14 protein-coding genes and 1 pseudogene are annotated in these 15138 nt (G+C 68.7%); 7 read left to right on the forward strand and 8 right to left on the reverse strand.

All coding sequences use genetic code 11. The annotated features are described in order from the left end of the window. Positions 1 to 119: 119 nt before the first annotated feature. Positions 120 to 737, reverse strand: coding sequence for a TetR family transcriptional regulator (locus ACIGG8_RS42165; RefSeq protein WP_396553881.1), 618 nt, complete (start codon positions 735 to 737; stop codon positions 120 to 122). A gap of 363 nt (positions 738 to 1100) precedes the next feature. Here ACIGG8_RS42165 and ACIGG8_RS42170 point away from each other — a divergent pair, with 363 nt between their 5' ends. From ACIGG8_RS42170 to ACIGG8_RS42190, 5 genes and pseudogenes are all read left to right on the forward strand, one after another. Then, positions 1101 to 1547: a DUF6069 family protein gene (locus ACIGG8_RS42170; protein ID WP_396553882.1), complete on the forward strand. Its 447-nt coding sequence runs from the start codon at positions 1101 to 1103 to the stop codon at positions 1545 to 1547. Between the two features lie 148 nt (positions 1548 to 1695). Next, positions 1696 to 3195, forward strand: a complete 1500-nt coding sequence (locus ACIGG8_RS42175) for a long-chain fatty acid--CoA ligase (RefSeq protein WP_396553883.1) — start codon at positions 1696 to 1698, stop codon at positions 3193 to 3195. A 288-nt stretch (positions 3196 to 3483) separates the two neighbouring features. Beyond that, positions 3484 to 4479 carry a PAS domain-containing protein gene (locus ACIGG8_RS42180; protein ID WP_396553884.1) on the forward strand — a complete coding sequence of 332 codons (996 nt, stop codon included), beginning with the start codon at positions 3484 to 3486 and terminating at the stop codon, positions 4477 to 4479. Then, positions 4479 to 4556: pseudogene (locus ACIGG8_RS42185) on the forward strand (hypothetical protein); the annotation flags it as partial. The gene ACIGG8_RS42180 and the pseudogene ACIGG8_RS42185, both read left to right, overlap by 1 nt. A gap of 15 nt (positions 4557 to 4571) precedes the next feature. Next, the gene (locus tag ACIGG8_RS42190; RefSeq protein WP_396553885.1) at positions 4572 to 5756 is read left to right on the forward strand and encodes a SpoIIE family protein phosphatase; all 1185 of its coding nucleotides are present in this window, start codon (positions 4572 to 4574) and stop codon (positions 5754 to 5756) included. Positions 5757 to 6149: 393 nt separating this feature from the next. On the opposite strand, the gene ACIGG8_RS42195 is transcribed toward ACIGG8_RS42190, so the two are convergent. The 7 genes from ACIGG8_RS42195 to ACIGG8_RS42225 all read right to left on the reverse strand — a co-directional run bounded on the left by ACIGG8_RS42195 (position 6150) and on the right by ACIGG8_RS42225 (position 13165). Then, positions 6150 to 6461, reverse strand: a complete 312-nt coding sequence (locus ACIGG8_RS42195; protein WP_396553886.1) for a hypothetical protein — start codon at positions 6459 to 6461, stop codon at positions 6150 to 6152. Between the two features lie 166 nt (positions 6462 to 6627). After that, positions 6628 to 7104, reverse strand: coding sequence for a hypothetical protein (locus tag ACIGG8_RS42200; protein ID WP_396553887.1), 477 nt, complete (start codon positions 7102 to 7104; stop codon positions 6628 to 6630). 152 nt (positions 7105 to 7256) lie between these two features. Continuing rightward, positions 7257 to 8054, reverse strand: coding sequence for a hypothetical protein (locus tag ACIGG8_RS42205; RefSeq protein WP_396553888.1), 798 nt, complete (start codon positions 8052 to 8054; stop codon positions 7257 to 7259). 42 nt (positions 8055 to 8096) lie between these two features. Beyond that, positions 8097 to 9224: an HBL/NHE enterotoxin family protein gene (locus ACIGG8_RS42210; RefSeq protein ID WP_396553889.1), complete on the reverse strand. Its 1128-nt coding sequence runs from the start codon at positions 9222 to 9224 to the stop codon at positions 8097 to 8099. 142 nt (positions 9225 to 9366) lie between these two features. After that, positions 9367 to 10545 carry a hypothetical protein gene (locus ACIGG8_RS42215; protein ID WP_396553890.1) on the reverse strand — a complete coding sequence of 393 codons (1179 nt, stop codon included), beginning with the start codon at positions 10543 to 10545 and terminating at the stop codon, positions 9367 to 9369. Positions 10546 to 10795: 250 nt separating this feature from the next. Further along, a complete protein-coding gene (locus ACIGG8_RS42220; RefSeq protein ID WP_396553891.1) occupies positions 10796 to 11602 on the reverse strand; it encodes a BTAD domain-containing putative transcriptional regulator in 807 nt (268 codons plus the stop codon). Between the two features lie 318 nt (positions 11603 to 11920). Next, positions 11921 to 13165, reverse strand: coding sequence for an IS701 family transposase (locus tag ACIGG8_RS42225; protein ID WP_396553892.1), 1245 nt, complete (start codon positions 13163 to 13165; stop codon positions 11921 to 11923). Between the two features lie 231 nt (positions 13166 to 13396). Between ACIGG8_RS42225 and ACIGG8_RS42230 the strand changes: the two genes are divergently transcribed. Further along, positions 13397 to 13822, forward strand: a complete 426-nt coding sequence (locus tag ACIGG8_RS42230; protein WP_396553893.1) for a gamma-glutamylcyclotransferase family protein — start codon at positions 13397 to 13399, stop codon at positions 13820 to 13822. A 40-nt stretch (positions 13823 to 13862) separates the two neighbouring features. Continuing rightward, positions 13863 to 14747, forward strand: a complete 885-nt coding sequence (locus tag ACIGG8_RS42235) for a HEAT repeat domain-containing protein (protein ID WP_396553894.1) — start codon at positions 13863 to 13865, stop codon at positions 14745 to 14747. Positions 14748 to 15138: the final 391 nt, after the last annotated feature.

Here is a 15138-nt window from a genome sequence, read left to right on the forward strand (position 1 = left end):
TCCACATGTAGAGAAATTGAGCTGCGCTCGACGGCCCGGACGGCGATCGACGCCCACCGAAAGGCACCGCAATGGGACGACGCCCGACGCGGCAACCCGGCTGGGCGGTCGCCTTCCGGTCAGACCCGCTTCGAGACGTCGCCACCCAGGGCGCCGGTGAGGCAGTGCTGCACGACCGGCCCGATCAGCCGGACGACCCGCTCCCCGGGCACGTCGGCGATGTGGCCGATGGCCCAGACGTACCGCGTCATGGCCAGACCCACGAGCTGCGTGGCGACCAGGTCCGCGCGCATGCCGGCCTCGGCGTCGGGAAGACTCGCCGACACCGCCTGCAGAGCGAGGGCCGAGAAGACCTCGCGGAGACGCTCCATCGCAAACGGTTCATGGCTTGCGGCGAGGATGATCGAACCGAGGATCTCCGCATTGGCCGGATCGTCCCACATGCACAGCGCCGCCTCCACGAAGGCCCGCCCGCGCTCCTCCAGCGGCGCCTTGGCAGCCTCGGCGATTCCCTCCCCGAAGGCCTCGGGCGGCTCCAGCGCCGCCTTCAGCAGTCCCATCTTGTTGGAGAAGTAGTAGTTCACCAGGGTGGGGTCCACGTCGGCGGCACGCGCCACGGCCCGCAGCGACGTCCCACTGAAGCCCCGTTCGGCGAAGGACCTGCGCGCTGCCGCACGGATGCGGTCCGCCTGCTCGCCACGCCCTCCCCGGGGCCCCCTTCCCGGTCGTACCGCCATGGCCCGCACCCCCTTCCACCAGGTCCGCACGCGCCCGTTCGCATGCTGACGCGGCCGGCCGCAAGCCGGAACAGTTTCACCATATCGTGAAATTAAGGCCCAGCCTCTCGCCGTCGAACGCGCGACGGCGACGGAGGTTGTCGCGCCGGACGGGCGCCGACAGCTCTTGCCACCCGAGACGGTTTCACCATACGCTGAAACAGTTTCAACGGATGATGAAATTTTCTCTCATGTCTGTGCTCAAGAACGAGTGAACCTCGGGTGTCACAGGCGGCCGGGCCCTCATCCACCACGCCGCCGACCGTCCTTCTCTTCGTCCTGCCCGTCTTCCACTGACGTCGGCCCTTCGAACGGAGCAGTCACGTGTCCGCCGCATCGCCCTCACCGAGACAACCTGCCCCTCGCTCGACGAGCGTCCCGGACCGGCTGGCACGCGCCACTGCCGTCGCCGTCGGTCTCCTCGCGAACCTCCTCTACATGCTCGTCCTCACCAGCGCCTTCGGATACCACCTGAAGACGCCCGCGGTGTTCGGCCTGCCGGCCCAGTCCGTCCTGGTCAGCCTGGTGAGCGCTTCCTCGGTCGTCCCGACGCTGCTCGGCTGGGCACTGCTGGAACTGCTGGAACGGTTCGCCCCGCACCGGGCCACCGTCATCTGGACGGTGCTCGCGGTGCTGACGCTCACCGCCAGCCTTCCCTACAACGGAGCTGGAATCAGCATGGCCGACCAGTTCCTGCTGGCCCTGATGCATCTGATCGTCGGGGTGGTCGTGATCCCCACGTTCGTGATCACGTCGGCGCACCGATCATGACACCGGGCTCACGCCGGTCGGGGGCTCCACGGATCGACGAAGCCGCCCCTGCCCGGCCGGCTGATCGTCGGACCACCCCGCCGACGGCGCCCCTCCCCTCCCCATCAAGTCGACCCACCACCCTTCAGCCGGACTCCGAGGAACCACGATGACGAACCTGGCCACCTTGCTGACCAGTTCAGCGTCCACCCACGGCCACCGAATCGCCGTACGGCACGAGAACACCGCACTGACCTACGCCCAGCTCGACGACCTGAGCGCCCGGGCCGCCGCCCTGTTGCAGGCCCGCGGCGTCCGCCCGGGCGACCGGGTCGCCCTGACCATGCCCAACGTGCCACTGTTTCCCGTGGCCTACTACGGCATCCTCCGCGCGGGCGCCGTCGTCGTGCCGATGAACCCGCTGCTCAAGGCCGACGAGATCACCCACGCCCTGCGCGACTGCGGTGCCCGGCTGCTGCTGGCATCACCGATGGCGGCAGCCGAAGCCGCCGTCGCGACCGGCACCGCCGGAACCGGACTCCTGGTCGTCGACCCGGCCGAGTTCGAGGCGCGGCTCGACCGCACCGACCCGCAGCCCGCCGTCGCCGACACGAAGGACACCGATCTCGCGGTGATCCTCTACACGTCGGGCACCACCGGCACGCCCAAGGGCGCCGAACTGACGCACCGCAACCTTCTCGGCAACGCGGCCACCGCCATGGAGACGCTGTTCCGCGTCGGCCCCGACGACGTGCTCTTCGGCGGCCTGCCCCTGTTCCACGCCTTCGGCCAGACGTGCACCCTCAACACGGCCGTGGCCGCCGGCGCCACGCTGACCCTCCTCACCCGGTTCGATCCGGCGGCCGCACTGGAGATCATCAGGAGGGACGCCGTCAGTGTCCTCTTCGGCGTCCCGACGATGTACGCGGCACTGCTGCACACGGAGCTTCCCGACGGCTTCGAGGCGACCCGCCTGCGCCTGGCCGTCTCCGGCGGCGCAGCGCTCCCGGTCGAGGTGCTGCGCGGCTTCGAGGAGCGCTTCGGCGTCGACGTGCTGGAGGGCTACGGCTTGTCCGAGACGTCCCCGGTGGCCGCCTTCAACCCGCCGGACCGCCCCCGCAAGCCGGGCTCCATCGGCCTGCCCGTCCGCGGCGTCGAACTGCGCCTGGTGAGACAGGACGGTACGAGAACCGCGCCCGGCGAGATCGGCGAGATCGCGATCCGCGGCGAGAACGTCATGGCCGGCTACCACAACCAGCCGCACGCCACCGCGGAAGCGATCCGCGACGGCTGGTTCCACACCGGCGACCTGGCGCGGGTCGACGAGGACGGCTACTACTTCATCGTCGACCGCACGAAGGACCTGATCATCCGCGGCGGCTACAACGTCTACCCCCGCGAGGTCGAAGAGGTCCTGTACCGGCACCCGGCGGTCGCCGAGGCCGCCGTCGTCGGCGTGCCCGACCCACTCCTCGGGCAGGAGGTCGCCGCCGCGGTCGTTCTCAAACCCGGGGCACGCGCCACCGCCGCGGAGATCCGCGACTACGTGAAGGCCCGCGTGGCCGCCTACAAGTACCCCCGGTCGGTCACGCTCACCGACGCCCTGCCCAAGGGGCCGACCGGCAAGATCCTCAAGCGTGAGATCGTCGTGGCGCCGCTCGTGTCGTGACCTGGGTCCGCCTCCACGCCGTCACCGGCTCCCGGGGCGGTGCGGGGCGGCCGAGCAGCGGGCGCCGACGGTCGCGCAGGTGGCCGCGACACCGGCGCGCCTCCGCGGTCGGCTGCCTTGCGGTCCCTCACCGGCCGGATGATGCTGGATGGTGCGCCATGAGGCAGGAGGGCCAGGTGCACCGCCATGGAACGATCCGGCGAGCGGCCCGACCGACGCTCGTCTTCACCTGACGCGACTCCCACGGACATCTCGGTCGCGGTCGCCGTGACGGACGGGGGAGGGCGCGTGGCGTACTGGAGCGCCGAAGCGCACGACCTTCTCGGATACACGTCAGCGCAGGTCACCGGCAAGCCCCTGGCCGACCTTCTCTCCCCCGACGAGCCGGCTCTGCGCCATCGCGACGGGCGCCTGCTCGACGTCCGGGTCCACCTGTTTCCCCTGCCCGACGCAGGGAAGCAGGAGGCCGTGCTGGTGATGTTCTCACCCGGTGCGGCTGCACCGACTCCGGCAACCGACAGGCTCGCGCTATGGGCGTTCGACCAGATGTCGAGGGTTCTCGCCATCTACGACCGTGACGGACGGGCGCTCACGGCGAACGAGGCCACCAAACAGGTGGTCGGCCTCCCCGAGAGGGAGATTCCCGGACGACGCCTCACCGAGTTCCTGCCGGGGCCCGCGTTCGAGGAGGCCGAACGGCGGATCCTGCGGGTGGGCCGGACCGGTGAGCCCGAGTACACGGAGCTCTTCGTCAAGTTGCCGCAGGAAGAGAAGGCTCACGCCTGGTCCGTCGACATATTCCCGCTCAGGGACGCTGACGGCCGGGTCCGGGCGGTGGGTCTGGCCGCAGACGATTACACCGAGCAGTACAACACGCGCGAGCGGCTTGCGCTGCTGAGCGAAGCCAGGACGCGCATGGGAACCAGCCTCGACGTGGCAGGCAGTGCCGACGAGCTCGTCGGCGTCCTGGTACCCCGCTTCGCGGACTTCGTCGCCGTCGACCTGCTCGACGTCGTCCTGCGCGGTGGGCTGCCGCCCCCCGGTCCGCCGATCGAGCCTGTGACGCTGCGGCGTGCGGCCCAGGGCTGCTCGCGCCGGCTCCCGCCCGGCGCCCTGCTGGATGCCGACGAAGTGCGCACCCCTCCGCCGTCTTCTCCCCTCGCCCGCTGCCTGGCCGATGCCCGTCCGGAGCTGAGGGACTTCAGGGACCCGAGGTCATCCGGTGGCTGGCCGAGGACCCGCTCCACGCGGCCCATGCCGACGAGTTCGGGGCGCGCTCCCTGATCACGGTACCGATCAAAGCCCAAGGCGCGGTCCTGGGTACGGTCCTGCTGATCCGGTACGCGACCGCCGCCGATCCCTTCGGCCCCGAGGACTTGATCATCACCGAAGACGTGGTCACCCGGGCCGCGATCTGCCTGGACAATGCACGCCGCTTCACCCGCGAGCGTGGCATCGCCCTCACTTTGCAACGCTCCCTGCTGCCCCGGGAGCCGACGGTCCACCCGGCCGCGGAGACAGCGTTCCGCTATGTACCCGCGGGCGGCAGCGCTGGGGCGGCCGGCGACTGGTTCGACGCCATCCCGCTGCCCGGCGCCCGGATCGGCCTCGTGGTCGGCGACGTCGTGGGCCGCGGCATCAACGCCTCCGCCACCATGGGCCGCCTCCGCACGGCCGTACGCACCCTGGCCGACATCGACCTGCCGCCCGACGAGCTGCTCACCCATCTCGACGACATCGTGACCCACACGACGTCCCCACAGGTCACCGATGATGACGCCGAGATCCCCGGTGACATCGGGGCCACCTGCCTGTACGCCGTCTACGACCCCGTCTCCCGCACCTGCTCGCTGGCACGCGCGGGACATCCGGCCCCGGTCCTGGTCCGTCCGGACGGCACGATCCGTGCCGTCGACCTACCGATCGGCCCTCCTCTCGGGCTGGGCAGCCTGCCCTTCGAGGCGACCGAACTCGATGTCCCCGAGGGCAGTCTGCTGGCCCTGTTCACCAACGGCCTCGTCGAAAGCCGGGACCATGACGTCGACGAAGGGATCCGCACGCTACGCCGGGTGCTCGATCGCCCCGCGACCCCGCTCGACGCCCTTTGCGACAGCGTCCTGGAAACGTTGCACCCTCAGCCCGACGGCGACGATGTCGCCCTGCTGCTCATCCGCACCCGGGGCCTCGACCAGGACAGCCTCGCCTCGTGGGACCTTCCCAGCGACGCGGCTGTCGTGGCACAGGCTCGCCGAAGCGTTCGCGACCGCCTCGGCACGTGGGGACTGGAGGAGCTCGCGTTCGTCACCGAACTCGTCGTCAGCGAGCTGGTCACCAACGCCATCCGCTACGCCACCGGCTCCATCCGGCTCCGGCTGATCAAGGACCGGACGCTCACCTGCGAAGTCTCCGACGGCAGCAGCACGAGCCCTCATCTGCGCCGCGCCCGCCTGAGCGACGAAGGCGGCCGCGGGCTGCTGCTCGTCGCCCAGCTCACCGAGCGCTGGGGCACGCGCTACACCCGCACGGGCAAGACCATCTGGGCCGAACAGCCCATCCGCTGACCCTTCGGATCGTGATGACCGGCCGGGTCAGCTCATGCCGCCATCCGACCGGTCGTATGTCCGCCGCGTACGACGCCGGATCGCGTGCTGAGCGACGAGGGGTATCCGAGTCGGGCGATCCGCCACTGCTGCGGCGCTGGGAGATCGCCGTCACGATCCCCAGCGCCGCCACCCTTCGACCCCGATCGGAACGTGGTCGAAGGGTGGTCAGTCCGCCTCGGGAGCAGCCGAAACCCCGGCGATTCCACGAGCGGACCCGGATCTTCGAGTTCGTCCCCGTCCGCGCCCCGATTGCGGTCGCCGGCCGCGTGCTGGTGTGGCCCGGTTGATCGTGGCAAGGACCAAGCTGGGGACCATGCCGGAGCCCTGGGTACGACTCAATTACCCGAGAACTCAGGATATGTCAATGTCCACTTCGACAGGGTTCTGATTGGGATCCTCGGGGGACGGAAGAATTCGGATGTGCGCACTACCGCGCTGAAGAGCGTTGGCACCGCAGGTGAATTCTCCGTCGCCTGGCTCCTTGTGCCCCGGGATGACTTGCAGCACGTCCGGGTGATCGGTACTGATCTTTGCTTCCCCAGGATCTTCCAGGTGCGCAAAGTAGAAGTGCGTGCCGACCTTTCCCGTAGCGGTCCTGTCGTCTCGATCGACAATGGTCGGCGGCAGGACGGGACGCATGATCTTCTCGGCTTGTGTTCCCATGACAGGCACCTCCGTCTTCTTCTGGGAGACATCAACAGATGATTTGGCACGACACATACCGGCTCTTGTGGATTGGTCAGCCAGGCTCGCCGGCGGTTGCAGGCGTGGCGGCGGTGAACCCCTGTCACTGGCCAGTGCGTCGGCTCCGTCACGAGCGCTGGCATTGTCATGCGGTCAGACTGCCGATGAGCGCGAGCTGCACGGTGTCCGCATGGACGATGATCACCGCTCGTGGTGGAACAACGAGCTGTTTCTGCAGAGTTGCCACAATGGCGGCCCTGGAGCCCGGTGGGACGATCGACAGATCGACGCAGACACCGCCGGCCGCCTGGCTCCTCAGCTTGCCACCCACCGTAGCCGTCACGGACTGTCCCGTGGCGCCGCGTGCGGGGGTGTATATGTCGATCGGCTGCCTCTGGTTGTGCTCCGAGAGATCGTCGGGATTGAGGCTGTCCGGCCTGTTGTTCGTGCTTCCACCGGTGTAGATCGCGAGGTCGGCAGTGTTTCCGCCGGTCCCGCCGGTCCCGCCGGATGGGTCTTTCAGCACGACCGTCCATTTCGCTGGCAGCTGTGCGGCCACGAACTGGGCTGATCGCTGCTCGCTGGAGGTCGGGTTAGTCGCGGTGGTGATCAAACCTGCCATGGTGCTCGCCTCCTTCTCGGTGTTCCCGCCGGCCTGCGGGCCGAGTGGATGTGATCACGCGTGAGGTACGTCCACGAGTCGTGAAGCCTTCAGGTATTCCTCCGGCGGAGTTCTTTGGGACCGGCGGCAAAGCGTCCGCACTCCGAGGGGAATCAGCGGATGCTGTCGCCCAGGACCGCCATGGCGGTGCCCAGTGAGACGAGGTAGAGCCTCAGCGTGGTGGGGGTGGCGGTGGCCGCGCGTGCGGCGTCGTCGGTCAGGTCGCCGCCGACCAGAACGGCCGCGTTGGCGAGGTTCTGCAGGGCGGCAGTGAGCTGCGTGAGGGCGCCAGTGAGGGTGGCACAGGCAGCGGTGGCAGCGTTGAGCTCCTGGCTCTGGGAGCCCAGCTGAGCGAGTCGCCTGTCGGCCTCGCTGATGGCCCCCTCGGTTGTCGTACCGTACTGGACCGCGCTGGCGATCTCGTCTGCAGCCTTCACTACGGGGAAGAAGCTGCCGAGTACCGTGGTGACGGTGCTCCGCTTGCGGAGGTCGTCCAGCTGGGCGGACATCTGCTTCCGCTGCCCGGCGAGTGCCGCCAGCTGTGCCTGCAACCCGGCCTGCTGTTGAGTCATGCCGCTGACGTTGTTGGTCACGGTGTCCCGCACCTGGCCGACCCGGCTGGTGAGCGGGGCAATGAGCGCTCTCTGCTCCTCGAATCCGCAGCCGAGTCGATGCAGGGCGTTGGCTGCTTCCTCCGGGGCCGCCGAGTCCGCGTGCAATGAGATGATCTCGGCGGTGGCACGGGCCGTGAAGTCGCTCATATCGGCCTGCCGTTTGCTGATCTCCGGCAGGAGTTCGTCGTCCGCTGCGGTGATCTGCTGCTTGGCAGCCACGGCAGGGCCCGGTGGCATGTCCATGTTGCCGATTGTGTCGGCGAGTTGACGGACGATCTGCAAGGACGTGGACAGCATGATCTGGTCTCTCCTCTCCTCTCCGCTGCGCTGGGCAGCGGCTCAGGCGTGCTGCAGCTCGGCGATCTGGCTGCGCACCAGGTCACCCGGGCGCACGGCGGTGGCCACAACGGGCGTAACGCCTGCGAGTTGGCTCCGGATGACGGTGACGTCACTCTGAACGGTCCGGACGCCGCCCTGAGCGGCTGTGGCGAACAGCTGCCTCACCTTGTCCACGGTCGTCTTCCCCCTGCCCAGAGTGCCGGCCAGGTTGTTGAGGTCGGTGCCGAGGAGGTTCCAGGCGTTGGTCATGTTCTGCGTCGCGGTGGCGGCGGCAGCGGCGGACGAGGAAAGGGTCTGCAGGCCGCTCGACAGGCCGGCGGCCAGGGTGGTCTCGGCATTGAGCTGGGCCTGATCCCTCAACATCTTGCTTTTGGCGTCGAGGAGCCCGGCCAGAACGACCGACGAGGCCACTTCACCGCCGATGGCCGCCGCGGTGACGCCCAAGCCTCCGACTACCAGTGCCGTGGCCAGGCCGCCAGTGACCGCCTCGGCGAGGGCGCCGACGCCGACCATGATCACGCCGCCTGCAATGCCCAGGCCCGACAGCACCACGCCGGTGATGGCTCCGGCAATCTTCCCGTCGATGTCAGCCAGCTGATCGACGATGTTCTTCAGGACGCCCTTGTCGCCGTTCACCACCACCGCGAGGTCGTCCGACGACCGGCTCATGGCCGCGGAGTGCCTGTTGAAATCGTCGCGGAGGCTTTCCATGTCGTCGGTCACTGCGCGGGCCTGGTCGCGGAAGTCGGTCGCCTGCCCCTCCACGGCGGCCAGCAGTGCAATGGCTGTCTGCGCGTCTGTGCCCGGTGTCAGGGCCTCCGCGAGCGCGTTCTGCGTCTCGAAGTAGGCGCTGATGTTGGCGATGGTGACGATGGCCTTGGGGAGGACCACGTTCAGGTAGTGCTGGGCGCTGCCCTTGGCGTTGGTGAGGGTCTTGTTGATGCTCTCCTCGGAGGGCGCCAGGTTGGCGAAACCGCTCAGGTTGACCAGGGGCTGCTGCTGCATGCTCAGCGCGTAGCCCTGGACGATCAGCGCATTGCCGGCATGGCCCCTTGCCGGAGTGCTGACCTTCGAGGCGGTGACGTCGGGGTCGGAGCCGTTGGGGGTGGTGCCGTTGGGGGTGGTCATCAGAATCTCCGGGTGATCGGGCAGACCACGAGGGGCCTGCCGGGTTGCTGGTGGTGCGGGGCCGGCGCAGGGCCAGTGCGGGGTTCCCTGCCGACATGGTCCGGACTGGGTACTCACCGCAGCCGGGAAGTCCGGACCGGCCCTAGCGACCGTTCATCGTCGGCAGCATTCCGACGTCCGGTATCGCGCTGGCCCGACCCGTGACAGCGGCGCGGGCATGAGCGAGTTCGAGGGAGAGCGCCGCCCATCGGGGGGCCGCAGCCGCTGCCCCGGCCGCCACGTCCGCCGGCGAGGAATGCGCGAGCCCGACCGCTCGGTCGACCAGCGACTGCCAGCAGGCTGCCAGGTCCGTCGCCGCCGCAGCAGCGCCGCCAACGCTGCGCGCGAAGTTCTCCGCCTGGTCGGAGATCGCGGCTGCGACGGCCAACTCGGCTCCCTGCTCGGCCAGCGCGTGGTAGAGGTCGGCCAGGGCGGCATTGTGCGCCTGATACGAGGCGAGGGCCGCTCCGAAGTCAGCCGCCCCGTGGCTCGACTGCTGTGACCCCTCATCCCCGGCCTTGTCGAGCGCGACACCCTCCACCTCGAAGGACTTGCCAGGCGGCTTGCTCTCCGCCTGCTCGTCGGGCCCGCCCGGCGTGTCGCGGTTCTTCTGCTTCTTCTTTCCGTCGGAGGAGTCGGTCCCGCCGAACTTGGCGAGGACGCCGGTCACCAGTTCGATCTTGTCGCCGAGGAACTTCGTGACCCCGGCTCCGATGGCTTCGCCACCGCTCACCACCGCGGCCAGATCGCGGTCCAGCGCCTTGACGGTGTCGTCGATCGCCCGCCTGGTCTTCTGGATCTCGCCGTCGGGTCCCTGCAGGGCGCTGATGGCCTCCTTGAGCGTCGCCTCCAGCTCGGCTTTGCGTGCCGCGGCGCGTGACGAGGCCTCACGCAGAGCCGCCGCATGGGCCTCGGCTGCGGCCTGACACTGGGAGAACTGCGCAACGAGGGCGTCTACCAGATCGGTCGCTGAGCCCCCGTCCGCAGCAGACGCCTCGGGTACTGCGTTGACCAGGTGCGACGCAACCTCGGCATCAGACATGGAGGTGAACACTCCGGGCAGGAGCCGGTCGAGGTAGTACGCAGCCTCGGTACGGAACTCCTCTTGGCCGTCCCGGGTGCTCAAGGCGAGGAAGGGGTCGGCGATATGTTCGGCCACGTCCTGCTGGCGAGCCACCGCCAGAGCACGGGCTTGCGCGACGAGTGCCACGGAAGCGAGCGATACGACGCTTCCGCCAAGGTTCAGCGGGTCCAGAGGAGCGCTGAGGTTCGCTGTCGGCACGACTGCCTCCCGAAAGTCGCAGTTCGGTCGTGGTTCGCCTGTCAAATCCCTGCTCCGACCGGGATCGGACCCGGAGGCGCTTCCGGGCCCAGCCACCACGCGATCGCATGAGTCCTTCGGATGTCGGGGCCCTGCGACCGCGTGGTCGCTGTTCCTTTATCGGCCACTGTTCTCAGGCAGCCCGCAGGGCGGGATCAGCTTCTGCGGGCATGGGGGACGAGACGTGCGTCAGATCGTGCTCAGGGCCGGCTCAGTACGGTTCCTGGCGGCGCAGCTGGTCGTACAGGGCCTGGGTCGCCGCCTCCGGCTTTGCTTGGTACTCGGTCGCGAGGATGCGCTCGCACACCTTGTACTGCCTCAACGCGAGCGGTCGTCGGCCCAGGCTCACCTGACACTTCATCACGAGCCGGTGTGCCTGCTCGGAGCACGGTTCCTGCTCCAGCAGCCTGAAGGCGAACTCAAGGGCAGTACTGTGATCCCGCTCGCCGTAGAAGTATTCGGCCAGACGCCACAGTGAGAGGTGGTGCAGCGAGCGCAGGCGCTCCCTTTCGATGACGAAGCGCACATCGTCACCGACGTGCAAGTCTCCCGAGTAGAGGGCGGCCGATTTCCACCAGGAATCGACTGCCGACGCGATGCGGCCTTCTTTTTGCTGCCGCTCCCCTTGGTCCACCAAGGCCGCGAAACGGTCGGCGTCCACCGTGATGCCGTCCTGAGTGTTGAGGCGGTACCCATTCGGTGTGGTGACGATCGGGGAGGCGCCTTCCGCCACTTCTTTGAAGCGCTTCCGCAGGTCGCCGACGAGACTGGTGAGAGCATTTCGAGCCCGCGCCTCGTCGTTCTCGCGTGGCCAAAGTGCCGCGAGGAGGGTTTCGCTGGGCGCCTGGAACCGTTCTCGTAGGGCCAGGTCCGACAGGAGGGCTGCGGTCTTGGAACCCCAAGATATAGGGATCTCCCCTTCCCGCCCGATTACCCGGAATCTCCCTAGCACGCATATGACGAGGCGCGCGCCGCATATCTCAGCGAGTTCACTGTCGTCTTCATAGGAGATCGCCATGGCATCCACCTTTCATTCGACTACGTACCGATCAGGTAAGCTGGAGTGCGAAGTTGGAGGAAGTCCCATTGGTCCTCATCTTCACCACGGGCGCGCTGCTCTGCCCTGGGCGTGTCAGCGGCCGTGGCCCCAGGCTGGTGGCCACCAGAATTCCAGCTGGCCTCGGCGACGGGCGAATGGTGATTCTCGGTCACTTTCAGTGTCAGCGGGGCGTCATTTTCTGTCCGCCGAAGCCACCTTGTGGCCCACCTTCAGACTTGCAAACGAGCGCCCCGGTTCACGCATACGGCCTAGTACTCCAGCTGTAAATCTTGATCTTCATGGTTGTTGGGCTGCTTGTCGCTGGTAGTGGCCGGTGCGGGCGCGTGCTTGGTGCCGACGCCGCCATTCCGACCAGCGGAGCCAGTGGGCGAGGTCGCGGACGGGCTGGACGAAGAGGGCTGCGAAAAGGCGCCGGATCTCGTTGCAGGTCAGCGGGCTGAGTTCGGCAGCCACGACGTTCGTGGCCCGTTCGATGGCGGCGGTGACGGCAAGGAAGGCGTGCGCGAGCATGGCCAGGGTGGTCCAGCGGTGCCAGGAGATCCAGTGGCGGACCTGGTGCTCGTCGAGTCCGGCCAGGCCCTTGGCGGCTTGGAAAGTCTCCTCGACGGTCCAGCGGCGTCCGGCCACCTTGACCAGCTTGGTGAGCGGGATCGGGCGGGGCGAGTAACAGCGGTAGAAGGCGAGTTCACCAGTGCGCCGGTTGCGTCGGACGAGCAGCCAGCGGTGGCCGGGACACCCGGGCGGGCTGTCGATGTCGACCTGGGCCCAGTCATAGAAGCGGTGGCCCTTGGCCCCGGCACCTGCGGACAGTCGCTGCCAAGCACGTTTCGGCAGGCCGTGGGCCAGAACGCCAGCGCGGAAGACGCCCGCCCGGGTGGCGATCGGCCGCTTGCGTGAGACGGCGAGGACGTAGCCGATCTGACGCCGTTCCAGCTCGGCACTCAGGTGCGGGTCACCTCCGTAGACCTCGTCGCCGGTAACCCATGCGGCCTGGACGACGGCGTCCAGGGCGTGGGCGATCATCTCGGTGGCCAGTGCGGGCTTGGTAGCGAACTTCAGGCCGTCGGGTATGCCAGCCGCTCGGCACCGGTCGGGGTCCTGGGTCCAGGAGCGAGGGATGTAGAGACGGCGGTCGATTGCGGCGTGCCCGGACGGGGCGGAGTAGACCAGATAGACAGCTACTTGGGAGTTCTCGATCCGCCCTGCGGTGCCCGTGTGCTGGCGCTGAACCCCGACGCTCGCGGTGCCCTTCTTCAGATCCCCGGTCTCGTCGACGACCAGCACAGCATCCTCGTCGCGGAGGTGGTCGACCACGAAGTCCCGTATGTCGTCGCGGACCTGGTCGGCGTCCCAGGACGCCCGGCTGAGCAAGTGCTGCATGCCGGCCGGGCTCGCGTCACCGGCGTGCTCGGCGATCGTCCAGCAGTTCTTCCTCGGCAGGTCCGCGAGCAGCCCCAGTACGAATGCCCGCGCCCGGCGACGAGGTTCCACTCGCGTGAACCGGCCCGCGACCTTGGCCATCAGGTCCTCGAATACCGACTGCCACCGGACAGGGTCTACGCGGTGGCCCACGGCCACCGGCTGGTCTTCGTTTGTCGACACAACTCACGATGATCAACGGTGGCCGTCTCGGTCTTCAGGCGACCCAGCAATACGGGGTGCCGTTAACGATCGTGTCAGGAGCCCCAAAGACGGGTGATCTTTGATCGTTTGTCCCTGTTGACCTGCTGTTATCCGGCATGATGCGGGGCCATGGGGCGCAAGCCGGTGGGCGCGGACGAGCTGGTGGAGCACTGGACAGTGCTCGATGACGAGGCGGACCTGGCCGCGGGGAAACGCGGCGGGACGCGGGTGGGCTTCGCGCTGCTGCTTGGCAACCACGCCCGCTACCTGGCCTCGCACGCCCTCCGCGCCCGCCCGCCCAGCTCCGCGGGCACCGCCCTCCGCGCGGGCCCGGGCTTCCCCTCCGCCGTCCCGACCCCGGGCCGCACCGTGGTCGGCGACCTGCTCACGGTCCGCCCCGCCGAGTACCCGGTGGTCCGCGTCCACCTCGCGGTCACCCTGCCGGACACGGGGGACGCGGTGGACGCCTGGGTCTACCTGGCCGGCCCGGCGGAGCTTGCGACGCGGCCAGCGCTGATCGAGTCGGGGGACTGGGCGGACGGCGGGGCACGATAAATCCGAGCGGCTCGTGGGAGGCCTCCCTATCCTGGTGGGCATGGCCGATGGCGAGGACGATCTCGAAGCCCTGCGCGCTGCGGCGCTCTTGGACCCGGACGGGCAGGACTACTGGCAGGTCGTCAGCGACTTCCACCGCCGTGCGGACCGGTCGGCGTTCGAGGCCGCGTGCGTGACGGCTCGTTCCGAGGACCTGCGCGAGCGGGAGGTCGGCCTGAACGTCCTGGGCCAGCTCGGTTACGGCGCCGGGCGCCCGTTCCTGGAGGAGACGCTGCCGATCGCCGTCGCGGCCTGCGCCGACTGGCGGCCCGGCGTGGTCCAGTCAGCGGTCGCGGCCTTGCACCACCTCGCCGACCCGCGAGGCCTAGCCGCGGTGCTGGGGCAGACGGAGCACCACGACGAGGACGTGCGCCAGGCGGTGGCCTTCACCCTGCCGTCGGTCGCCGGCGACCCCGCCTGCCGGGAAGCCGTCACCGCGCTGATCCGGCTCAGCGAAGACCGGTCGGACTTCGTCCGCGACTGGGCGACCTTCGGCCTGGGACTGGAATCGGCGGGAGACAACGAGCTGATCCGGCACGCCCTGCTGGAGCGGGTGGCCGACCCCGACCCGGACACGGCCGGCGAGGCGTTCCTCGGCCTGGCCCGCCGCGGCGACCGGCGCATGCTCGCAGCACTGATCGCGGCCCTGGAGGGCGACGACCCCGCCCACATCCTCATCGAGGCCGCGTTCGAGCTCGCCGCACCGGAGTTGCTACCGGCCCTGCGCCTGCTCAAGCAACAGGAGACGCCGGACGAGGACGGGGAGACGTGGATGCTCGACGACGCCATCACTGCATGTTCCACCGTGGTAGTCGAGCGCGCCGACCCGGATCCGGACGCGCGCTTCACCCCGAACGAGCTCAGACCTGCCAGACCGCAACCTTGAGAATCCGCACACAGGGGCCGCCGTCGGTCCCCTCGACGTCGCCGCGCTGGTCCTCCAGGTACCAGATCAGACAGGGCCTTCGCGCCACACGTGAGGACCGCGATCATGTCGCGCTGGAACTCCAGGACCCCGGCGAGCATGGTGACGAACAGCTTGGTCTGCGGGTCGCCCAGCACAGTTCACGCTGGCCCAGTTGCGTGGCTTGTTGCAGCAGCCTACGGGCACCCAGGTCCCGTCACCTTGGCCGGAGCCGCGCTCATCACATGACACCAGCTCCCGATCTACAGCTGGAGTACTAGGGCCTGTTTCAGAAGTGGATCAAGGTCATGCGATGATCTTGATCCATGGCTCGGGGAGATCTGACGGACGCCCAGTGGGCAGTGCTGGAACC

The sequence above is a fragment of the Kitasatospora sp. NPDC085464 genome (assembly GCF_044541955.1).
Lineage (GTDB): Bacteria > Actinomycetota > Actinomycetes > Streptomycetales > Streptomycetaceae > Kitasatospora.